Annotated in this window: 19 protein-coding genes; 11 read left to right on the forward strand and 8 right to left on the reverse strand. The window is 41.2% G+C overall.

Translation table 11 applies throughout. The annotated features are described in order from the left end of the window. The first annotated feature begins 135 nt into the window (after positions 1-135). The gene (gene ppk1 / locus EJ103_RS14705; protein ID WP_004587626.1) at positions 136-2,223 is read left to right on the forward strand and encodes a polyphosphate kinase 1; all 2,088 of its coding nucleotides are present in this window, start codon (positions 136-138) and stop codon (positions 2,221-2,223) included. Next, positions 2,216-3,703, forward strand: a complete 1,488-nt coding sequence (ppx, locus tag EJ103_RS14710) for an exopolyphosphatase (RefSeq protein ID WP_126008341.1) — start codon at positions 2,216-2,218, stop codon at positions 3,701-3,703. Before ppk1 ends, ppx begins: the two co-directional genes overlap by 8 nt. A 209-nt stretch (positions 3,704-3,912) precedes the next feature. Here the strand turns inward: ppx and EJ103_RS14715 are convergent, their stop codons facing one another. The 7 genes from EJ103_RS14715 to EJ103_RS14745 form a co-directional block, all read right to left on the reverse strand. Continuing rightward, complete coding sequence (locus tag EJ103_RS14715) at positions 3,913-4,368, reverse strand: hypothetical protein (RefSeq protein ID WP_004587628.1); 456 nt, start codon at positions 4,366-4,368, stop codon at positions 3,913-3,915. Positions 4,369-4,661: 293 nt separating this feature from the next. Then, positions 4,662-7,784, reverse strand: coding sequence for an efflux RND transporter permease subunit (locus tag EJ103_RS14720; protein ID WP_126008343.1), 3,123 nt, complete (start codon positions 7,782-7,784; stop codon positions 4,662-4,664). After that, on the reverse strand, positions 7,781-9,316 hold the full coding sequence (locus tag EJ103_RS14725) for an efflux RND transporter periplasmic adaptor subunit (protein WP_126008345.1): 1,536 nt from the start codon (positions 9,314-9,316) through the stop codon (positions 7,781-7,783). Before EJ103_RS14725 ends, EJ103_RS14720 begins: the two co-directional genes overlap by 4 nt. 4 nt (positions 9,317-9,320) lie before the next feature. Next, complete coding sequence (locus EJ103_RS14730; protein ID WP_126008347.1) at positions 9,321-10,643, reverse strand: TolC family protein; 1,323 nt, start codon at positions 10,641-10,643, stop codon at positions 9,321-9,323. 262 nt (positions 10,644-10,905) lie between these two features. Continuing rightward, complete coding sequence (locus tag EJ103_RS14735; RefSeq protein WP_235576578.1) at positions 10,906-11,271, reverse strand: hypothetical protein; 366 nt, start codon at positions 11,269-11,271, stop codon at positions 10,906-10,908. 63 nt (positions 11,272-11,334) lie between these two features. Next, on the reverse strand, positions 11,335-11,943 hold the full coding sequence (locus tag EJ103_RS14740; protein ID WP_126008349.1) for a paraquat-inducible protein A: 609 nt from the start codon (positions 11,941-11,943) through the stop codon (positions 11,335-11,337). Positions 11,944-11,945: 2 nt separating this feature from the next. Then, entirely contained in the window at positions 11,946-13,211 is a 1,266-nt protein-coding gene (locus tag EJ103_RS14745; protein ID WP_126008351.1) for an EAL domain-containing protein, read from the reverse strand. A 144-nt stretch (positions 13,212-13,355) separates the two neighbouring features. Between EJ103_RS14745 and EJ103_RS14750 the strand changes: the two genes are divergently transcribed. The 3 genes from EJ103_RS14750 to EJ103_RS14760 all read left to right on the forward strand — a co-directional run bounded on the left by EJ103_RS14750 (position 13,356) and on the right by EJ103_RS14760 (position 15,682). Beyond that, positions 13,356-14,114 carry a transporter substrate-binding domain-containing protein gene (locus EJ103_RS14750; protein ID WP_126008353.1) on the forward strand — a complete coding sequence of 253 codons (759 nt, stop codon included), beginning with the start codon at positions 13,356-13,358 and terminating at the stop codon, positions 14,112-14,114. Positions 14,115-14,183: 69 nt separating this feature from the next. After that, the gene (locus tag EJ103_RS14755; RefSeq protein WP_055252603.1) at positions 14,184-14,750 is read left to right on the forward strand and encodes an alkylphosphonate utilization protein; all 567 of its coding nucleotides are present in this window, start codon (positions 14,184-14,186) and stop codon (positions 14,748-14,750) included. A 116-nt stretch (positions 14,751-14,866) separates the two neighbouring features. Beyond that, positions 14,867-15,682 (forward strand): META domain-containing protein, encoded by an 816-nt coding sequence (locus tag EJ103_RS14760; protein ID WP_126008355.1) that lies wholly within the window; start codon positions 14,867-14,869, stop codon positions 15,680-15,682. Positions 15,683-15,725: 43 nt separating this feature from the next. Here EJ103_RS14760 and rlmJ read toward each other — a convergent pair whose 3' ends face one another. After that, positions 15,726-16,565: a 23S rRNA (adenine(2030)-N(6))-methyltransferase RlmJ gene (gene rlmJ, locus EJ103_RS14765; protein ID WP_126008357.1), complete on the reverse strand. Its 840-nt coding sequence runs from the start codon at positions 16,563-16,565 to the stop codon at positions 15,726-15,728. Positions 16,566-16,803: 238 nt separating this feature from the next. Here rlmJ and zapB point away from each other — a divergent pair, with 238 nt between their 5' ends. The 6 genes from zapB to EJ103_RS14795 all read left to right on the forward strand — a co-directional run bounded on the left by zapB (position 16,804) and on the right by EJ103_RS14795 (position 21,248). Further along, positions 16,804-17,034: a cell division protein ZapB gene (zapB, locus tag EJ103_RS14770; RefSeq protein ID WP_024031454.1), complete on the forward strand. Its 231-nt coding sequence runs from the start codon at positions 16,804-16,806 to the stop codon at positions 17,032-17,034. Next, positions 17,034-17,336, forward strand: a complete 303-nt coding sequence (locus tag EJ103_RS14775) for a cell division protein ZapA (RefSeq protein ID WP_004587640.1) — start codon at positions 17,034-17,036, stop codon at positions 17,334-17,336. The genes zapB and EJ103_RS14775 overlap by 1 nt, the downstream gene beginning before the upstream one ends. A gap of 62 nt (positions 17,337-17,398) precedes the next feature. Further along, on the forward strand, positions 17,399-18,421 hold the full coding sequence (locus EJ103_RS14780; RefSeq protein ID WP_126008358.1) for an MBL fold metallo-hydrolase: 1,023 nt from the start codon (positions 17,399-17,401) through the stop codon (positions 18,419-18,421). Positions 18,422-18,458: 37 nt separating this feature from the next. After that, the gene (locus tag EJ103_RS14785) at positions 18,459-19,937 is read left to right on the forward strand and encodes a LysM peptidoglycan-binding domain-containing protein (protein ID WP_126008360.1); all 1,479 of its coding nucleotides are present in this window, start codon (positions 18,459-18,461) and stop codon (positions 19,935-19,937) included. Positions 19,938-20,004: 67 nt separating this feature from the next. Further along, complete coding sequence (locus EJ103_RS14790) at positions 20,005-20,493, forward strand: peptidylprolyl isomerase (RefSeq protein ID WP_126008362.1); 489 nt, start codon at positions 20,005-20,007, stop codon at positions 20,491-20,493. Positions 20,494-20,519: 26 nt separating this feature from the next. Then, positions 20,520-21,248, forward strand: coding sequence for an SDR family oxidoreductase (locus EJ103_RS14795; RefSeq protein WP_096042384.1), 729 nt, complete (start codon positions 20,520-20,522; stop codon positions 21,246-21,248). Positions 21,249-21,256: the final 8 nt, after the last annotated feature.

Consider the following 21,256-nt stretch of genomic DNA (forward strand, 5'->3'; position numbering starts at 1 on the left):
ATGTCATCTAACTGGCGTATGTTTGAGTAAAAAGGGCTGATTATTACTACTTTTATCGCTTTTTACATTTAAACCTCATAAGCGCACGCACAGCCCCAAATTAAATTTGAAACATATCCTGATAACGGAATAGATATGAATGCCCATATAGAACCCCCTCAAACAACTGAATATTTTGCAAAAGAATTAAGCTGGCTGTCATTCAACGAGCGTGTACTACAAGAGGCTAAAGATAAAAACAATCCGATTATTGAGCGCATGCGCTTTTTGGGCATTTTCTCTAATAATTTAGATGAATTTTTTAGAGTACGCGTTGCTGATGTAAAGCGCCGAATTTTATTAAATAAACTCCCCGATGCTAATTTTGAAGAAGACGAAATACTGCTTAGTGAGATACAAAAAAAAGTACTGCAGTTAGGTAAAAAATTTAACCACATACATCAGCAGGTATTAACCGACTTAAACCATCATAACATTCATGTTAGTCGCCCTGATGAGCTCAGTGAGTTTCATTTAAACTGGTTAAAAAATTACTTTCATGATCACGTTCTGCAACATACCTCTCCTATTTTGCTAAACGAGAACAAAGATTTCTCTACCTATATAAACGACACCATGACCTACTTATTTGTAGAAATGAGTGATGAAAAAAGTTATTACGCAATGCTTGAGGTACCCACCGACAGGGTTGATCGCTTTATAAACCTGCCTCCAGAAAAAACCCGCCGCCATAAAACCATTGTAATGCTTGATGATGTCATCACTTACTTTTTAAACGATGTATTTAGTAGCTTTTTTTCTTATAAAAGCATTGCCGGTTATGCAATAAAATTAACTCGCGATGCAGAGTACAACCTAGACGACGAGCTAGAGGCTGGCTTACTTGATAAAATGTCCAAAGGGTTAAAACAACGTATTTATGCTGAGCCGGTAAGATTGGTTTACGATCAAGCCATGCCTGAAAACATGCTAAAAGTGATGAAAAAGCGCCTCGGTGTCACGCATCATGATGCGTTAATTCCTGGGGGGCGTTATCGTAATTTTAGAGACTTTATATCGTTTCCTAATGTAGGGCGCCAATATTTAGAAAACAAACCTCTCCCAGCATTGCAAAGTAGTGCGTTTAATAAACATGCCAGTGTATTTGACGCTATTAGCGAGCAAGATATTTTACTGTATTACCCCTATCATACTTTTAATCATGTGCTTGAATATGTGCGCCAAGCGGCCTTCGACCCTAAGGTTACACAAATAAAGGTTAATATTTATCGTGTAGCGAGTAAATCTAGGCTAATTTCATCGTTAATTAACGCCGCTCAAAACGGTAAATTAGTAACCGTTATGGTTGAGCTAAAAGCACGTTTTGACGAGCAAAATAATATTGAATGGGCAAAGGTGCTAAGCAGTGCAGGTATTAAAGTAATTTTTGGTATACCCGCACTAAAAGTGCACAGTAAATTATGTGTGGTACACCGTAAAGAAAAAGGCCAAATAGTAAAATATGCTCATATTGGCACTGGTAATTTTCATGAAAAAACAGCCAAAATTTACACTGACTTTAGCCTATTTACTCGCCACACTGGTATTTGTGAAGAAAGCGACAGCGTATTTAGATTTATAGAAAGCAGTTATAAACCGTTCAAATTTGACTACTTAATGCTTTCGCCAATTAATGCCCGTGAAACGCTGCTTAATTTAATCAATAACGAAATTGACCATGTTAAAAACAACAAACCAGGCAAAATAACAGTAAAAATAAATAACCTCGTCGATAAAGAGCTGGTAGACAGGCTTTACCTAGCTGGTCAAATCGGCGTTAAAATTAGAATTATTGTACGTGGCATGTGCTCACTCATCCCTGGCGTGCCTAAACTTAGCGATAATATTAAGGTAATTAGTATTGTTGATCGCTTTTTAGAGCATCCTCGCGTAATGGTATTTGGTAACAATGGCGATGAAAAAGTATTTATATCTTCTGCTGATTGGATGACACGTAACCTAGATCATCGTGTTGAAGTAGGTGTTCCTATTTTGGATGTTAAGTTAAAACGCCTTATAGTTGATATATTAGAGCTACAATTTAAAGACCGTACCAAAGCACGCATTATTGATAGCGAGCAAAAAAACGCTTATGTAAGAAGGGGTAACCGTAAAAAAATTCGCTCTCAGATAGCAATTTACGATTATCTAAAAAAATGGGAACACACTTATTATAATGAATGATCACCCTTCAATAGCCGCAGTTGATTTAGGCTCCAACAGCTTTCATTTAGTGGTTGCCCGAGAAGTAAACGGCACTTTGCAAATTTTGCACAAAGAAAAACAACGCGTTTATTTAGCCGATGGGCTAGATGATAAATTTCGCTTAAGCCAAGCTGCAATAGACCGCGCCCTCGTGGTACTAAAGCAATTTGCTAAAACCTTACATGAGTTCCCCGCAAGTAATGTAAAGGTAGCTGCCACTTACACTTTTAGGCGCGCTAAAAATATTAACGCCTTTTTAGCCCAAGCTAGCGCTGTGTTTCCTTTTCATATTGATGTAATTGCAGGTCAAGAAGAAGCGCGCCTTATTTATCAGGGCGTTGCGCATTATGTTCATAATGAAGAAAACCGCTTAGTGATCGATATTGGTGGTGGCAGTACCGAGCTTATAATAGGTAAACATTTCAAGCATAAGCTTTTATCTAGCCGTAATATGGGCTGCGTTAGCTTTACAAAGCAGTTTTTTAGCGATGGAAAAATAACGGCCAAACGCTTTAACAAAGCGCAAATAAGAGCCGAGCAAGAGCTTGAAGCCATTTTTTCTAATTATGTAAGCGAAAATTGGCAATCGGTAATTGGCACGTCGGGCACTATAAAGTCAATATTAGCGATGATAAGCGCCACAAATCCGCAGCAACCTAACATTACTTACGACGATTTACTCGCGTTAAAACAGCAATTTATTAGTGCTAAACATATTGATAACTTAGCTATTGCAGGGCTTACACCCGAGCGCCAACAAAGTATATGTGGTGGTTTAGCAATTTTAATTGCGATATTTACAGAGTTTGCCATTAAAGAGCTGACCTACAGCGATTTTTCGTTGCGCGAAGGGTTGCTGCACGAAATGCAGCAAAAGCTGGCCGATAAAGATATTCGCTCAAACACCATTAATAATTTAAGTGAGCGCTACACCGCTGATAAAGCGCATGCAGCGCGTGTTGCTGATACGGCTATTTGGCTCTATAAACAGTTAAAAAATGTATGGCATTTAGATAATAACGACGATATTGCTTTGTTAACGTGGGCAGCAAAATTACACGAGATTGGTTTATCAATTAACTCATCGGGGATTAACAAACACAGCGCTTATATAGTGGCGAATAGTCAATTACCCGGTTTTACGCAGCAAGAGCAACTTATTTTAAGCTCACTTATACGCTTTTATCGTAAAAAAATTAAACTGACTGAGCTGCCTGAGTTTTTAACTATTTCTCAAAAGCATGTGCTTAAACTGATTGTTATTTTACGCTTAGCCATTTTATTTAATCAAAAGCGCCAAGTGAGCTTAAAGCCGGATATGGAAATAAGCGCAAGCAACCTAGGCTTATTTATTAAGTTTAGTAACAGCTATTTGCAAGAGCATACATTGCTACAAGCAGACCTAGAGCAAGAGCAGCTCTATCTTAAAAAAGCAGGGATTCAGTTTGAGTGCGTTTAATTTTATAAGGCTATTAAAAGCCTGTGACATTTTTTGTGCAGAAGTAATGTAATTGCGACACGCGCTTTTTAAAGTGAACTTGCTGCTTTACTTACGCCCCATGTAAAGCACACATAATAAAGCGCCCTCGGGTAAACCCAAGGGCGTTTGAAGCTTTATCTATAAAGATATTCACCTATAAAGGTAACAACCGAGTTATTTTATCAGGTTTACATATCCATATGGCGGTTTGAGCTTTGCATCATTTGCTTAACGCCTTGCTTTTCAAGCTCTAAAATTTGCTCGAGCTTTTCTTTACCGTTTTCTGTCTCAGCGCGCTCTAATAAGTACTCGTAAAGTTCGATTACTTTTTTGTGCTGCTCAGAGAGGTAGTTTTGAATCACCTTTTCATCAAATTCTTGGTCTTTGCTAATATCGTTAAACGTAATTAACTCGGGGTTGTCTGCAAAGTATTCGTAGCTGTAAGTATCTAAGGTGTTGATCTCTGTAATTGCTTTAAAGCCAACTAAGTCTTCAGCTAACTTTTTTTCATAATCTAAATAATAGTCCACTAGCATCGCGTTACGTTCATCAAGTAACTCCTTAACGCTGTAAAAATTTGCCGCCATTTGTGTGTGAAATAGAACGGTCCAATCGTACACTTCTTTAATTGTTTTAACTTGCATGTGCATTCCTTACTAAGTTGACTGTATAAGGTATAGGTTGCGTAAACCGTGCCAACATAAACTCAATTAAAAACAATGCACTAAAAATAAAAAAATAGGAGCTAGGCGGGTTATTTGGTACAAGTTACAAAATACGGGTAATTTTTATAGGGCAACGAAACGGGTATTGCCCACCTTGTGTTATTAGAGCGTGCTGAATTAGGGGCAGCTATCAAGCTCACAAGGGTACAAACCGTGCGCCGCGATTTAACCGCCCCTTCATTCAGCAAGTTTTAACTCACAAAGAACAACACCTATTGACTAATATGCTGCTTTTTCCACAGTAAATACACCGCAGGTATAACCAATAACGTAAGTATAATTGCGCTTAGCATCCCGCCTACCATCGGCGCAGCTATTCTACTCATTACTTCGCTACCGGTGCCGGTGCCGTATAAAACGGGTAATAAGCCAGCAATAATGGTAGCTACCGTCATCATTACGGGGCGCACTCTTAGCCCTGCACCTTGCATAATAGCGTGTTGTAGCGCTTGTAAGTTAAATGCAGTTCCAGTTTGCTCGCACTGCTGGCGCTGCTCTGTATAAGCTTGGTTTAAATATACAAGCATTATGACGCCTATTTCTACCGCAACACCGGCCAATGCAATAAACCCTACACCCACTGCCACCGAAAAGTTAAACGCTTCAAAGTACATTAGCCAAATGCCGCCCACCATAGCCAAAGGAAGGGTGGCAATAATAATAAGTACTTCGCTTAGGCATTTAAAATTAAGGTATAGCAGTATTACAATAATCGCGAGTGTAAGCGGGATCACATAAGTAAGCTTTGCTTTTGCGCGTTGCATGTATTCGTACTGCCCTGCCCAAGTAATTGAATAACCAGCGGGTAATTGTAGGTTATCACCAAGTACTTGCTGAGCTTGTGCTACATAGCTGCCAATATCACTGCCTTTAATATCAATTAAGCTCCACCCATTTAAACGCGCATTTTCGCTTTTAATGCCGGTAGGGCCATCTTCAATAAATACAACAGCAACATCACCAAGTGCAATATGTTGGCCTGATGGTGTAATAATAGGTAATAATTTTAAATCTTCAGGCGAAGCACGAAAGCTCTGCGGGTAGCGTAAATTTACCGGGTAACGCTGTTGCCCTTCAATTGTTTCAGTCACGTTTGAGCCGCCAATTGCAGTAGCTACAACCTGTTGTATGTCGGCTATATTTAGATTATACCGTGCTGCTTTTTCGCGGTTTATATCCACTTTAATATAACGCCCTGTGGCTACACGCTCTGAATACACTGAGGCTGTGCCGGGCACATCTTTTAACAATTGCTCAATTTGCTGCCCAATATTTTGAATTTCTAACAAGCTTGGGCCCGCAATTTTAATACCTACGGGCGTTTTAATACCGGTGGCAAGCATATCAATTCGCGTTTTTATTGGCATAACCCACGCATTTGTAAGGCCCGGTAATGCAACTAAGCTTTCCAGCTCGGCTTTAATTTTTTGCTTCGTCATGCCCTCTCGCCACTGTGATTTGGGCTTAAATTGAATAAAGGTTTCAATCATTGTCAACGGTGCGGGGTCGGTAGCGGTATCGGCGCGCCCTATTTTACCAAATACAGTTTTTACTTCAGGCACAGAGGCTATGAGCTTGTCTGTTTGCTGTAAAATTTTTCGTGCTTCACCAATAGAGAGCCCTGGGTAAGTTGTTGGCATATACATTAAGTCGCCTTCATCTAGCAAAGGAATAAACTCACTGCCTATTTTGTTTACCGGATAAAAGCCTATAACCGTCACTATAAATGCAATAAATAACGTACTTTTTGGAAATTTAAGTACGACGGCTAACAGCGGTTTATACCCTGCAACCAGGGCTCTATTAACTGGGTTTTTATGCTCAGAAATGACCTTACCCCGAATAAAGTAGCCCATTAGCACCGGTACTAACGTAATAGCTAAACCGGCAGAGGCTGCCATTGCATACGTTTTGGTATAAGCAAGCGGGGCAAACATGCGCCCTTCTTGCGCCTCTAAAATAAATACAGGCATAAAACTTACAGTAATAATGAGCAAACTAAAAAATAACGCAGGGCCTACCTCGGTGGCCGATTTAGTCACTATTTGCCAGCGGTTTTGCTTGGTCAGTGGCATTTTTTCCATGTGTTTATGCATGTTTTCTATCATTACGATAGCACCATCTGTCATAGCGCCAATAGCAATAGCAATCCCGCCTAACGACATGATATTAGCGTTTACGCCTTGCCAATACATCACAATAAAAGCCATTAATATACCCATAGGCAAGCTAATAATAGCCACCAGCGATGAGCGCACATGAAATAAAAATACCACGCACACTAAGGCTACAATAATGAGCTCTTCAAACAATTTACTACTTAGGTTATCGACCGCGCTTTTTATTAACGTGGAGCGGTCGTAAACCGGAATTATTTCAACCCCTTCGGGTAACCCTTGTTTTAAAGACTCAAGTTTTGCTTTTACCCGAGAAATCGTTTCTTGGGCGTTTTCGCCATAACGCATCACCACAATGCCACCCGCAACCTCGCCTTCGCCATTTAGCTCTGCAATGCCTCGTCGCATTTGAGGACCTAAGCGCACATCCGCTACATCTCGTAATTGTAATGCACTCCCTTGGGCGTTAACTCCTAATGGAATGGCTTCTAAGTCGGCGACACTTTTAATATAACCTGTGCTGGTTACCATGTACTCGGCTTCAGCCATTTCGATTACTGAGGCACCGGTTTCTTGATTACCTTGGCTAATTGCAGTTTGTATTAAACTAAGAGGAAGGCCATAAGCACGTAACTTAACGGGGTCTACAACCACTTGGTACTGCTTTATCATGCCACCTACAGCAGCGACCTCAGATACACCTTCAACACTTTGTAGTTCAAATTTTAAAAACCAGTCTTGCAAGCTACGAAGCTGGCTAATATTGAGCTGATTTGTTTTATCGACTAACGCATATAAATAAACCCATCCCACTCCTGTGGCATCGGGCCCAAGTTGTGCCTTTGCACTTGCCGGCAAGCGGCTTTCTACCTGACTTAAATACTCTTGTACGCGGCTACGGGCCCAGTAAATATCGGTATTTTCATCAAAAATAATATACACATACGAGTCGCCAAAAAATGAAAAACCACGCACCGTTTTAGCGCCAGGCACAGACAGCATTGCCGTGGTGAGCGGGAAGGTAACTTGGTCTTGCACTACTTGGGGCGCTTGGCCTGGGTAGCTGGTTTTAACAATTACCTGTACGTCCGATAAATCCGGAAGCGCATCAACGGGTGTCTGTTTTACACTGTAAATACCCGCGCCAAATACAATAATACTCAGTAACAAGACGAGAAAACGATTAACAACCGACCAGCGAATAACAGCAGCTATCATAATGACTCCCCATGCATTGAATGATGAGCTGCGCCTTCGTCAGTAGGGTGCTCAGCAATTTTGCTTATTACAAATTCGCCCTCAATAATGCTAAATGTAAAATGAACCTGCTGATCAGGTGAAAGCGCACTAATATCAAGCTCTTTAGCAAGTATAAAGTCCATAGTAGCAGGGCCTCTGTTCCATTTAGCAATAGCCTCTCTGCTAATATTAATAACCCGCTGCGCTGCGTTTATATTATTTATGGTTCCCATTACTGTAGCTGATTGAACCGCTTCAGCCTTGTCCATTTCCATGTTAGGCATGTCGCTCATGGCATGAGTGCTCGGTGCACTCATACGCTTAAAGTCCGAGTCTTTACTCGATTCAGAGTCTATTAAAAACTGCGCAGCAGTCACAACACGGTCTTCTTTCGTAATGCCCGATAAAATAGCCACCTCATGTTGGCTAATTTGCCCTACTTTTACCGCCACCGATTTAAAACGCCCATCGCCTAGGGCAAGTACTACTCGGTTTTGTGCACCTGTACGAATAAGCGCTTGCTTAGGTATAACTAATTGCGGTGAATCACTGTGTATGTGAATACTTACTTGGGCAAACATATTAGGCTTAAGTAGCCCTGCGGTATTTTCAAAACGCAGCCTTACACGTAAAGTGCGATTTTGAGCATTAAGCGCTGGATAAATGTAATCTACTACGCCCTGCCACTGCTTACCTTGAATGTAATCAAGGGTCATTGTAACGGGTAGCCCTTTGCTCACTAAAGCTGCTTGGCGCTCAAATACTTCTGCCTCTACCCATACTTGATCTAATTTAGCGATGCTCATCATTGAGGTGCCGGGCTTAACATAAAAACCTTCACGTATATTAAGCTCATCAAGCACGCCACTTTGACGCGCGTAAAATGTAATATTTTGCATCACTTTTTTATTTTTTTCTAAGCGCTCAATAAAGCCATCAGACACATTTAGCGACTCTAAACGCGCTTTAGCAGCCCGGATCAATACGCTGTTTTTTCTATTTACTGCGAGTAAAAATTCTTCTTGTGCGTTCACAAGTTGAGGAGAGTAAAGTGTGTAAAGTGGCTCACCAGCACTAACGGGCTCCCCTTGCGCTTTTACAAATAGGGTTTCTATCCACCCTTCTACGCGGGGGTGAATATGAGTTAACTGATCTTGATTGTATTGCACATAACCGATTGTTTGAATATCACTTTGCAGTGTTTTCAGTTGCACTTTACTGGTTTTAACGCCTAAGTTATTAACCACTTCAGGGGATATTTTTATAGTACCTGGGCTGTCGTTTTCAGCGTTTGCATATACAGGCACCAGCTCCATCCCCATTGGTGATAGCCCTGGTTCATCGCGCCTATAGTTACTGTCCATTGGCGCAACCCAATACAGCGGCTTCGCTTTTTTATTATCAGCGGTTGTGGCTAAGTGCTCGGTATTATCAATCAACCAACGATTAGCAATAAACATTAACGTGGCACCAATAAGCAGCGCTACAAGGTATTTTAAGTTAGTTTTCATTGTTTTATCCTTGTAGCTCAGCCATTACTAGCGAGTCTAAACTGGCTGCGTAATAATTTAAGCGAGCAATAATTATGTGTTTGTCTATTTGAATATTAAGGGCATCTATTTTGGCGTTTAGCTCACTAATACGCGCGCGCATAACATCAGAAAAGTCGCCATCGTCACGGGTATACGCGTTTAAAGTAGCCTGAGCTTGCTGCGACATTTGCGGTAATAACGTGTTTTGATAAAGCGTATTGCGCTGCTCAATTCGCTCAAGTTGACTAACCTCTTTAAAGTACTGTCCTTTTAAGCTTTGTAGCGCCACGCGTTTGTCGGTTTTTATGGCCTCTGCATTAGCAATAGCCGCATTAACTTGCTGATCTTGCCTGTTGTCGGTAAATAAAGGTAAATCAATACTCACCCCCACCGAAAGCAAATCAGCACGCGATTCACCAGCTTGGTTATCAGCGCGGTAGCCATAACCCATATTTACGCCAAGTTGTGGCTTATAACTTTGTTTAGCAAGGCTCACTTGTGTACGTTTAGCGGCTATACGTTGATCTATAGCCACCATAGAGGGATGCGCCATAAGTAACTTAATGAGTTCATCAAAGTCTAAGCTATTAAATTGGGTAAGCGGGGCTGGCGCTGTAAAAGTTAGGCTTAATGGTTGGCGTAATATGCTCTGTGGTAACCACTGGGCTAACCCTTGTTTAGCGGCATCTAGCTGCTGCGCTAATACAATCAGTTTATCTTCAAGGCGTGTGAGCTCCAATTGTGAGCGAATAATATCTTGCTGACGGGTTTTACCTAAACTACTGGAGTAACTGGCTTCGGTAACTTCAATTAACTGGCTAAACAATGCTTTATCTTGTTCAATTAACGCAATACTTTGCTGTGCTCTGTAGGCATTTAACCACAGCTCCATTACCCTAGCTTTTACTTGCGCCTTTCGCTGCGCCCTAAGCCACGGGTGCTCAAGTGCCTCTTCTTTTATTGCTTGTTGGCTAAGTGCCAGGCTATTACCACGGCTAAAGCTTTGGCTTATACCCAGTTTTAACTGCGTCATGTTTTCTTGATCAAACGCAAAGCCATCTACGGGTACGCTTTGCAAACCTATGCTTAATACGGGATCTGGTAGTGTTCCTGCAGCAATACTTTGCGCTGTGGCGGCGGCTTGCTTTTGCTCACTGGCGCTCAGCCACGGCTCGTTATTGAGCGCTAGGTTTATGGCATCCGTTAAATTAAGGGTTGATGCTTTTGCTATAGCATCACTATTAAATACAGCACCAAATAAGGTGGCGCTCAGTAATACAGCTTTAAAAATTACAGTGCGGGTCATTGCCTGCTCCATCTAAAATTAAAAATAAAATCTTAAATTAACAAGCAGAACAGGCGCTTTAAGCGAATATAGCTAAATTTCACTTATACCAATGGTGTTAAATTAGTCGTTATGTATAGCGACAGTTAAATAGAGTGATAACAAGGCATAAATATCGGCATGTAGTTGTTCTACATGAGAGGTTTATAACGCTGTTAACGCTTTATTTGGCACGCTAAATGACTAAATAATCAAGTCGATTGGTATCACACCTATCCTGCGTTTAAGCAAACATAGGAGGGCGATATAAGGTATTACTAGGGGGGGAGGAAATACCGCTATTAAGCTGGGTAACTTTTTCACTCGATAACGAAAAAGCAGTAAATAAGGCCGGGGACGTTAAAATAGAGCTGCTTCCACAGCCATTTATGGGGCAATGACAATCATTTTGAACATCTGCTTCATCACTGCAGCAATCCATTTCCATCATATCTGTATGCAATTTACTCTCGCTCATTACATGTGTGGCATGCTTTGCTGATAGGCTCATATGTGGCATTTCGCACTGCTGATTTACAGACGCAACGGCTTGCCCCACAAACGTGAGTAGCATCACAACAACGAGTAAATTTGAGTAAAAACGCTGCAAAACAAAGCCTATTAAGTAAATTACCCAGTAATAATATTTGAGTTATTGAGCTAACTCAAATAATTAATTTTCTTTTTTAGGTGGTGTAATTAAGCTACTCGCTAAAATAGCAAAAATACAATAAGCACTAAAATACCAAAATCCCTCACCAAAAGTGCTATGCATAATTAGTAAATCGCTACTTTGGCCATGAGCATTGCCTGCCAAATAAGTCACTATTAACGCAATAACAAACACATCCACCATGCTCCACTTGCTCAGTGCGCAAATAACCACACCTAACTTATTTTTAAATCTGCTGGCCGACAAGCAGCAATACAGTAATTGCAGCAGTAATTTTAAGCTTGGGATCACAATAGAGAACAACCCAACTAACGCCGCTACAAATAAATTATTATTATTAGCTAGCTCGTTTACGGTTCCCCAAATGCTTTGTGTTTTGCTATACGCGTTTATTTCACCCTCTAATTTATCAAGTCCCAACATACTAGAGAACATCATTAACATACTACGGGTACGGCCATCGCCTTCCTCAGCCAGCATTTCTATGCCTGCTTTGGCGAGTTGCGATTTATCAATGTTGCCCTCAATCGATAATACAGGTTTGGTAACACCAGGAAATAACAGCCCTAATGCAACCACAATACTTAAAATAGATAACCAATTACGCATATTTATTCTGCAATAGCCTCAATAATTTCGTCACTATACAACAGTGCATCAAGAACATAATTAAAAATATGGCCTATATGCAAATCACTGTTTATTACCGGCATTAACACCGCTATTTTATCCATTTCATCTAGTTCAAACGCCCTAATAAGCGCAAGGCTTTGCCCTAAAATGCCCTCATTGTTTAATAATGCCTGGGCAATACTTTCATCTAGCGAAAACTCTTTAACAATCGCTTCAAGGTCTGTATCTAAAATTGCATCCATCACAGAAAACAACCCAACCAAGTAGCCCTGACCAACCATTTCTGCGTGGTTTTGCCCTAGCAATAGCGCAATAAACTGCGCTCTAGTTAAGGCAAGTTTTGTGAGTTCTGAGGGCTTATCGGCGCCTAATTCGCTCAGCGCCAACACGCGTACCAGTTGCCTTATGCTGTCCTCTCCTAAATACACAACCGCTTGCGAAATAGAAGTAATGGTTAATTTAGTACTGCCCGAGCGGGCATTCGCTAATTTCAATACTCGCGCTGTAATTGCCACATCTCTGGCTACTTGTTTTTGTATTTCATCAAAGCATAAAGATTCTTTTGCCGTAAAGCGCAGTAAATCAAACACAATCACCTTACCCGGCTCCACATCTTTGTAAGTGATCATCTCTGGGCGGGCAAAAAAGTAACCCTGAAACAAATCGCAACCGGCTTGTTTTAACGAGTGAAATTGCGCATGAGTTTCTATGCGCTCAACAATAATTTTTGCATGCGGATTAGCGCGTTTAATTTTTTTTATGCGCATATTAGTTCTAATTATTACATCGTCCATTTCAATTTTAATGTAATCTACATGCGCAAGTAATGGCGCCCATTTATCGTCGCCATCGTAATCATCTAAGGCAAACTTGTATCCCTCTTGCTTGAGCGCTTTCACGCGCTGAGTTACCTCAGCTATTTTGTTCGTACGCTCAACAATTTCTAACACACAATTTTGTGGCACTAACAATTTAGGAAAGTTTTCTAAAATAGTGGCTGAAGAAAGGTTAATAAACGCTAAATGATGCGCTGTAAGTTTGTCTGGCCCTAGCATCATCAGCGTATTAAAAAACAAACGGCTGGTTGCTTGCTCATCAGATGTCCCCACAGGAAATGCGTTATGGGCTGAATCGCGATAAAGCAGCTCATAAGCAAACACATTCTGCTGCGCATCAAAAATAGGTTGCCTTGCAACAAACTGTGTTATCTTTTGCCCGTTCTGTAAAATATTTGTGGGATTCACTTAATAAAACCTATCTAATTTGACGTTGTTTATTACAATTAGGTTATACACTGTAATTCAACTGCTATGAAGATTCTAGAATCATTGCAAGCGGAGTAAAATTACATAACGCTCAAGGTTAAAAGTTTAGCAAAGGTTACGTATTTGTTTTTTTTAAAGTTGTTTTTACCCTTATTTATTTTGCATCTTGCTACGTTTGCTCATGCCCAGCAAAACCAGCCAGAACTAAATTACAATGTCAGTGCGTCAGGTAGTCACTACCCTTTTTATACCGGCAACCCAGAAAAACCCGGCATTTTGCCAGAAATAATCACCGCTTTAATGGCGCAAGCAAATATTACCGCCAATCACGTTGAGCTTCCCACTAAGCGAATTACCAAATACTTAGAAAACGGCTTTATTGATTTTGATGTAATTTCTTTAAAATGGTTAGCGCAAAGCGAGCGAGATAATCCTTACTATATTTTTTCAGAGCCGCTGATCCCCGCAACCGAAATGATTGTCGCGCTGCCTGATAACGTCGCGCAGTATCAAACTACGCAAAGTTTATACTCTAAAGAGGTTGGTACAGTACTTGGCTACTACTACCATGATGATGCAAAATTTAACCGCGTCGATTTTCCCTCTGAAAAAGAGCTAATGATTGCATTATCTAAAGCGCGTATTGACGTTGCCATTATGGGTATTCATACCGCAGCGTATTGGTCTAAACAACTAAATATTAATACTGAGTTTGGCGCCCAGCATTCGCATGGTTATTTAAGAGTGCGTTTACTTGCTAAGCACAAAGCGTTACTGCCTAAAATTAACCAAGCCCTTGCCCACTTACATAGCAGTGGTTACATAAAACGCATTGAAGATAAATACATTAACTCAATACCCGCACAAAATTTAAGGGATTAGTATCGCCGCCTACCTTTGCTAGGGTATAATACGGCCAAATGTAAACCTCTTCCTATATAAGAACGCCTTATGAGTATTGAAAAAGCCTTAATCGAGCGCAGTAATAACCAGTGTGAATTATGCAGCGCAACCGAACACTTATCTGTTTACGAAGTGCCTCCTGTTACCGAAACCCATTCAGACAAATGCATTTACACCTGCCAAACCTGTAAAGATCAAATAGAAAACAACAGCGAGCTTACCCCAACACATTGGCACTGTTTAAACGACAGCATGTGGAGCCAAACACCTGCCGTACAAGTAGTGGCTTACAGAATGCTAACGCGCTTAGCTGTTGATAATGGCTGGGCACAAGATGCGCTAGATATGATTTACCTAGAAGAAGACACCCTTACTTGGGCCAAAAAAGCCCTTGCTGAAGATGACGATATAAAACACGTAGACAGTAACGGCGTAGTACTACAAGCTGGCGATACGGTTACTTTAATTAAAGACTTAGACGTTAAAGGTAGTAGCTTGACCGCCAAACGCGGCACAGCAGTACGCAATATAGGCTTAACAAATAACCCTGAGCATATTGAAGGGCGAGTAGACGGCCAACGTATTGTTATTTTAACAAAGTTTGTAAAAAAATAGCGTTAAAGCATTGTATTAAGGCGCATTAGCGCTTTTTTTGTGCCTTAAAAAATTAAGCCATGATTAAGCTCCTCCCCCCTACACTTACCAGCAATATAGGAATAAGGAGCGCAAGCATGGCAAAGCAGCAATTTAGGTTTAAAAAACGCACATTTACTGGCTTAGGTTTATTAGCCCTAAGTGCACTTACATTAGCGGGCTGTGAAAAACCAACTAACGAATCACAATCCACAGTACAAGAAAAAAGCGTTATGGGTTTAACCACGCAAGTGAGCTATAAAGATCGCAGTATGCCAAACCCTGGCTCACAACTAATTGTAACGCTATCTGATGTGTCAAAAGCAGATGTAAAAGCCGAAATAATTACGCAACAAGTAATTGATATAAATAAAGCGCCGCCGTATACCGTGGAGCTAGCTTATGATGACAACAACATTGTTGATAAACACCGCTATAACCTCACCGCTAGAATCATTAATAAAGACAAGGTTCTTTATACCAGCACAATGCAGTACGACCCTTTTAAAAATGCAAACTCGGGGATTCTTCACGAAATTGAGCTTGAAAAAGTCGCCTCACCTAAAAGCGATGTTACCCTTACAAATACATACTGGAAAGCTGTTACAATTAACGCGCAAACAGTCAGTGTAAGAACAAAAGAGCCATTTATACAATTTGATAAAGATAACCGCGTTAACGGCTTTTTAGGGTGTAATAATGTCAGTGGTAGCTATAGCACAGAGCAACATTCAATTTCGTTTAGCCAATTGGCAAGTACAAAAAAAATGTGCTCACAAAGCATGGAGCAAGAAGCGGCTATGTTAAACATGCTCAATAACACGCAAAAGTGGGCTATAGAAGGCGAGTCTTTAGAATTAAAAGATAACAGTGGCAACACGCTTGCCACCTTTAATGCGGTTTATTTTAATTAAATAAAAGCCCAGCTGGGCTTTTACTTTACATAATGGCAGGCAGTTATTCGTCGACTAACTGCTCGCTTCTATAAAACCCGCTAGGCTCACTTAAAAGCTCAACTAATTCAGGTAATATGCTCTCCATAGTTTGTTTTAATTTCCATGGCGGGTTAATAACAATCATGCCTGATGCCGTCATACCGTGTACGTCAGTATCCGCTTGCGTGCCTAACTCAAATAATTGAATATTACGCATTCCCGACTCAATCAGCCCTTGCTCCATTGTATTGATTCGCTCTCTATCAACAACGGGATACCAAATCATATATGTGCCGGTTGCAAAGCGCTGGTGCGCCTTAACTAGTGTGCTTACTACAGTATCGTAATCGTCTTTTATCTCATAAGGCGGGTCAATAAGCACACATGCACGCCGCGAAGCTGGCGGAAGTAACCCTATTAATCCGGCAAAACCGTTTTCGCCACGTACGCGAATAGAGCGCTTACCTTGCATGTTTTGCTCAAGTAACTGCAAATCGCGTGGGTGTAATTCAAAAAACCAGCCTTTGTCTTGACGACGTAAGTAATGCTCAGCAATTTTTGGCGAACCGGGGTAAAACGCCAGTTCGTCCCCATCATTAAACGATTTAATTAATGCAATATAATCGTTTAGCGCCTCGTGCTCACTGCTATGTTGCCAAAGCTTAGCAATGCCCTCTTTGTATTCTTGTGTTTTTTGGGCATCAGATGAACTTAACTCAAAAAATCCCGCACCAGAGTGGGTATCAATATAATCAAGAGGTTTATCTTTAATGGTTTGATATTGAAGTACCTGTGCAAGTACTAAATGTTTAAGCACATCGGCAGGGTTACCTGCATGAAAAGAGTGTCTGTAACTAAGCATTGTTAATTTTCGCTATACGCAATTTAATATCGGCAGTGAACCATAAGCTCTGTATTTTGGCAACCTATACACCGCTTAGCGAGCAGTTAAATGAACCATTTATGAACAAAAAAGCCGCCACCCTGAATTATCACTTAATAAACAATAAAATTGTGCTAAAACCTCCGTAAATGCTGGCAAAACAACACACTTTGCTTTACATTTGCATGACATTAATTACAGTTATATGAGCGCCTTTATGAACAACACAACTCTTCAACAACTCGAACAACTGATTGACTCGCTTATCGAGCGCAACAACCAATTACAAACAGATGTTGCTAGCTTAAAAGAGCAAAACGCAAAACTAAGCGACGAAAACGAAATTTTACAACTAGAAGCCCTTGAAAACGAAGAAAAGCAAAAAGATGCCAGCTCTACGTTAACAGGCTTACTTGATAAACTACAAAGCGCACAACAGGCAAGCTAATGTCTGAGCTGCAAAACCAGCGGGTCACAGTTGAGTTGCTAGGTAAAGAGCAGCAGTTTGCATGCCCTGTTGGGCAAGAAGATGCATTAATAGCAGCAGCACAAAATTTAAATGACTTGGTTGAGCAAACAAAGCAACGCTCATCAGTTCGCAACGAACAACAGGCAATACTTTTAGCAGCACTTACACTTAGCCATGAGTTGCTAGAAGCTAAAACGCATGCCAGTGTAGAGCAGCAGCAGCAAGATCAACTCATTGATAAACTCAGCCAATGCTTGGCGAGTGACCCAATAAAAAAATAAAAAGCGCCCCGTGCGCTTTTTGTTTATTATGAGGGTAAATAAATGCTGCGCAGAGACACACAATGACATTAAAACCCCTTTTAGTAACTGTAATCCCCGCCCTTTTTATTACCCTTAGCCTATTTTCTCACTCTAGTAAGGCAGCGGTTACTTGGCAGCAAATAAACGAAAATGTACAATTTTTAAAACAACAAGATAAGTTACGTTTTTACGATTCAAACCAAGTGCTCATAGAGGGCGAGCAATGCGCACTCATGGTAGATGCAAGCGGAAACTTTGCAGCCGTTGAAGCACTGGCAAAACAGTTAAAAAAACACCTTAAAACCCCGCTCTGTTATTTAGTTGCGACCCACTTTCATGACGACCATTTACTCGGCATGGCCGTATTACAAAATGCCTTCCCAAAAGCGCAGCTAATAGTACATAAACAGGTAGCCGATAATTTTGCCACATACCAACAAGCTTATGATGATAAGTTAGCAGGCTATGAAAAAAGTATAGAGCTGAGCTATCAGCGCTTAGCCACATTGCCCGAGCAACAGCAAACACAGTGGCGCGAAAAGCTCTCTTTAGCTAAACAACGTTTTTTACGTTGGAAAAACTATCACTTAAAATCACCTAGCACCGTAATCAGCGAGCAACAAAGTATTGATTTAGGTAACTTTGCGGTACAAATAACGCCCGAAAAAGCCCACACAAACGGCGATTTAACACTTAGCACCAATAATGGCACGCTGCTAATAGGCGGCGATATTGTTGACTGGCTCCCCTACCCAGGCCACGGCCAGTTACAAAATTGGCAAGCCTTGCTCAAACGCTATATTAATCAGCCTAATTTGCGTACAATACTTCCCGGCCACGGCGGGGCGCTTGAAAAAGCGCAACTTAAGCAGCCTTTAATGTTTTTAACAAATTTAATAACCCATGTGAAAAACAATAAAAAACAAACACTTGAGCAACTTACTGAGAGTTTCCCTGCGGATGTTTTAGCACCATATAAACAAGAAGCGTTAAATACAAAGTCGAGCCAGTTATTTTTACAGGCTGGGCTTAAGCGCGCCCAGTTAATTGAGCACGCGCAGTAGTGTTATAAAAATAAAGGATTGTAGATAAGAGATGAAGATGCGTGGATTGCTTGTAAGTTGTGTAATTATTTTTTTGTATGGCTGTAACAGCACACAAACACAACCCGAAACAGACGCACCACAAATTTTTACTCACTTTGAGCCAAGCTACGAAAACCAAATAGAGCTTGAGCCTGTAGAGCCAAAACAATTACAGCAAGCCAATACTGCGCCGCCGGTAAAGGCAAAAAAAACAATTGTAAAAAAGCGCCCCGCCAAAGCTAAAAACCTATGGGTGCATATTGCCAACAACCTACATTTTACGGTGTATCAAAATCGCGCCTTAAAAAAGCGTATTAACTGGTATTTAAAACAACCTAACTATTTACCCACGGTAAATAAACGCGCCGCGCCTTATTTGTATCATATCGTAAAAAAAATTGAGCAAAATCGCCTGCCTATGGAGCTGGCTTTACTGCCCTTTGTAGAAAGTGATTTTAGACCCACCATTGCCTCATCGCAGCAAGCGGTAGGCGTTTGGCAATTAGTGGCCGCCACAGCGCATCATTTTGGCATTAAATCCGATCAGTGGTATGACGGCCGACAAGATGTACTTGCCTCCACCGATGCCGCACTTGAATACCTCAGCTATTTACACAAACGCTTTGATGGCGACTGGCTACACGCCCTAGCGGCTTATAATAGTGGTGAGGGGCGTGTTAAACGAGCCATTGAGCGAAATAAAAAACGCGGTAAAAGTACCGATTACTTTTCTCTAAAGCTGCCAAAAGAAACGGCCGACTACGTACCTAAACTGTTAGCGCTCAGCTACTTAGTTAAACACCCGCAAAAAGGCTTTAAGCGTCCTAAACTGGCTAATAAACCAATAACAACGCAAATGAATGTTGGCCAACAGTTTGATTTTTCGGTCATCGCTAAGCTCTCCGGGGTTGGCTCAAAACAGTTGCACGCGCTTAACCAAGGCTATTTAAAAAATCAAAGCTCACCGAATGGTCCCCACTCATTGCTTTTACCTATCGGCCAAGAGGCACTGTTAAAAAGTCAGTTTTTTAAGTCTAATTTTGCAGGCGAATACATCGTTAAAAAAAATGATACGCTATACAGCATTGCAAGGCGCTTCAGCATGTCGGTAAACGCGTTAAAGCAGCTCAATGGCAAACAAAATAATATGATAGGCATAGGTGAAAAACTGCTGGTTGGACAGCCTAAAACGCTCCCAAAATCGCTCACTATAGATTATCAAATTAGTCCTTATTTAGAGCCACAAGAAGTCGTGATCCCCACTCTTGAAATAGACTATGAAGTAAAACAAGGCGATAGCTTGTGGAGCATTAGTCAGCTTTACGAAGTGCCGCACAGTGATTTAGCTAAATGGAACAACTTAAGTGCCTCAAGCATTTTAAAGCCCGGTACGCAATTAACGCTATTTATTCCCCAGGCAGAAAAACCCAAACAGCCGCAGCAAAAACAAGATTTACTGCAAGATCTACAAAAATCACTTATTCAACCACGCTGAGTTTATAAAGCTCGGTATTTCGCGTAAAATCGGCTTTTAACTTAGTCAAAAACTTAAAGAGACAAGCATGCAAATTAGCAAAAATTCAGCAGTTGAATTTCATTACACATTAAGCGAAGCGGGCGAGCAACTAGAAAGCAGTATAAACCACGCGCCTCTTAGCTATATTCATGGCAGCGAAGGCATGCTTCCTGGCTTAGAAAAAGCCCTTGAAGGCAAAGCCGCTGGCGATAAGTTTAGCGTAACACTTGAGCCTAGCGAGTCATACGGTGAGCGCGTTGACGATTTAATTCAGCGTATTCCGCTTAAGCACCTACAAGGTGACGTAAAGGTGTGGAAACCAGGTATGACTGCGATGGTGCACTCAAACCAAGGCCAACACCAGGTAACATTAGTTAAAGTAGGCCGCTTTAATGCAGATTGCGATTTAAACCACCCGTTTGCAGGCAAAACGCTAACGTTTGATTTAGAAGTGGTATCGGTTCGTGAAGCAACCAGTGAAGAGGTCTCGCATGGCCATGTTCACGCTGAAGGCGGCTGTGGTCACTCTCACTAATCACACACCTTAAATTAGGAGCAAGTATGTCTAAGGTTGCTATTGTTACAGGCGGTACAAAAGGCATTGGATTAGCGGTTGTAAAACGCTTTATTGAAAATGGCTACACGGTGCACAATCTGGATATTGAGTACAGCGAGCTGGGGGTTTTTCACCAATGTGATGTGAGTAATGTTAGTGCTGTAAAAGCATGTATTACGGCCATTTGTAAACAAAGCCCACGCATAGATGTACTTGTTTCTAACGCAGGTAAACACCTCAGTGCTAGCATAGAGGATACCGATGAGCACACTTTCGATGCGTTATTTGCATTGAACGTTAAAGGGGCCTATGCGGCTGTACAAAGTGTACTACCCAGCATGAAAGCGCAAAACAATGGCGCTATTATTTTAATAGCCTCAGATCAGGCAATAATTGGTAAGCCTAACTCGTTTGCCTACAACCTGACAAAACATGCTCTTGCTTCTATGGCAAAAACCACAGCGCTTGATTACGCCCAATTTAATATTCGCGCGAATGCGGTATGCCCAGGGACAATAGAAACCCCTCTATTTCACAACGCGATAGATGCTTATTGTAAAAAAAGTGGGGCTAACAAGGCCGATATAGTGGCAGAAGAGGCAAGCCTTCAACCGCTAAACCGCTTAGGACAAGCTGATGAAGTTGCCGCGTTAGTTAGCTTTTTAGCAAGTGATGATGCAAGCTTTATAACCGGTAGCCTACAACATATTGATGGCGGCTATACCACACAATGAGCACATGC

It is taken from the genome of Pseudoalteromonas sp. Xi13 (assembly GCF_003952205.1).
Classification (GTDB): domain Bacteria; phylum Pseudomonadota; class Gammaproteobacteria; order Enterobacterales; family Alteromonadaceae; genus Pseudoalteromonas; species Pseudoalteromonas atlantica.

Bases quoted from the DNA above. Each gene is read 5' to 3' on its own strand.
- ppk1 (WP_004587626.1), top strand. From the start codon at position 136: ATGAATGCCCATATAGAACCCCCTCAAACAACTGAATATTTTGCAAAA.
- ppx (WP_126008341.1), top strand. From the start codon at position 2,216: ATGAATGATCACCCTTCAATAGCCGCAGTTGATTTAGGCTCCAACAGC.
- EJ103_RS14715 (WP_004587628.1), bottom strand. From the start codon at position 4,368: ATGCAAGTTAAAACAATTAAAGAAGTGTACGATTGGACCGTTCTATTT.
- EJ103_RS14720 (WP_126008343.1), bottom strand. From the start codon at position 7,784: ATGATAGCTGCTGTTATTCGCTGGTCGGTTGTTAATCGTTTTCTCGTC.
- EJ103_RS14725 (WP_126008345.1), bottom strand. From the start codon at position 9,316: ATGAAAACTAACTTAAAATACCTTGTAGCGCTGCTTATTGGTGCCACG.
- EJ103_RS14730 (WP_126008347.1), bottom strand. From the start codon at position 10,643: ATGACCCGCACTGTAATTTTTAAAGCTGTATTACTGAGCGCCACCTTA.
- EJ103_RS14740 (WP_126008349.1), bottom strand. From the start codon at position 11,943: ATGCGTAATTGGTTATCTATTTTAAGTATTGTGGTTGCATTAGGGCTG.
- EJ103_RS14755 (WP_055252603.1), top strand. From the start codon at position 14,184: ATGAGTATTGAAAAAGCCTTAATCGAGCGCAGTAATAACCAGTGTGAA.
- EJ103_RS14760 (WP_126008355.1), top strand. From the start codon at position 14,867: ATGGCAAAGCAGCAATTTAGGTTTAAAAAACGCACATTTACTGGCTTA.
- rlmJ (WP_126008357.1), bottom strand. From the start codon at position 16,565: ATGCTTAGTTACAGACACTCTTTTCATGCAGGTAACCCTGCCGATGTG.
- zapB (WP_024031454.1), top strand. From the start codon at position 16,804: ATGAACAACACAACTCTTCAACAACTCGAACAACTGATTGACTCGCTT.
- EJ103_RS14775 (WP_004587640.1), top strand. From the start codon at position 17,034: ATGTCTGAGCTGCAAAACCAGCGGGTCACAGTTGAGTTGCTAGGTAAA.
- EJ103_RS14780 (WP_126008358.1), top strand. From the start codon at position 17,399: ATGACATTAAAACCCCTTTTAGTAACTGTAATCCCCGCCCTTTTTATT.
- EJ103_RS14785 (WP_126008360.1), top strand. From the start codon at position 18,459: ATGCGTGGATTGCTTGTAAGTTGTGTAATTATTTTTTTGTATGGCTGT.
- EJ103_RS14790 (WP_126008362.1), top strand. From the start codon at position 20,005: ATGCAAATTAGCAAAAATTCAGCAGTTGAATTTCATTACACATTAAGC.
- EJ103_RS14795 (WP_096042384.1), top strand. From the start codon at position 20,520: ATGTCTAAGGTTGCTATTGTTACAGGCGGTACAAAAGGCATTGGATTA.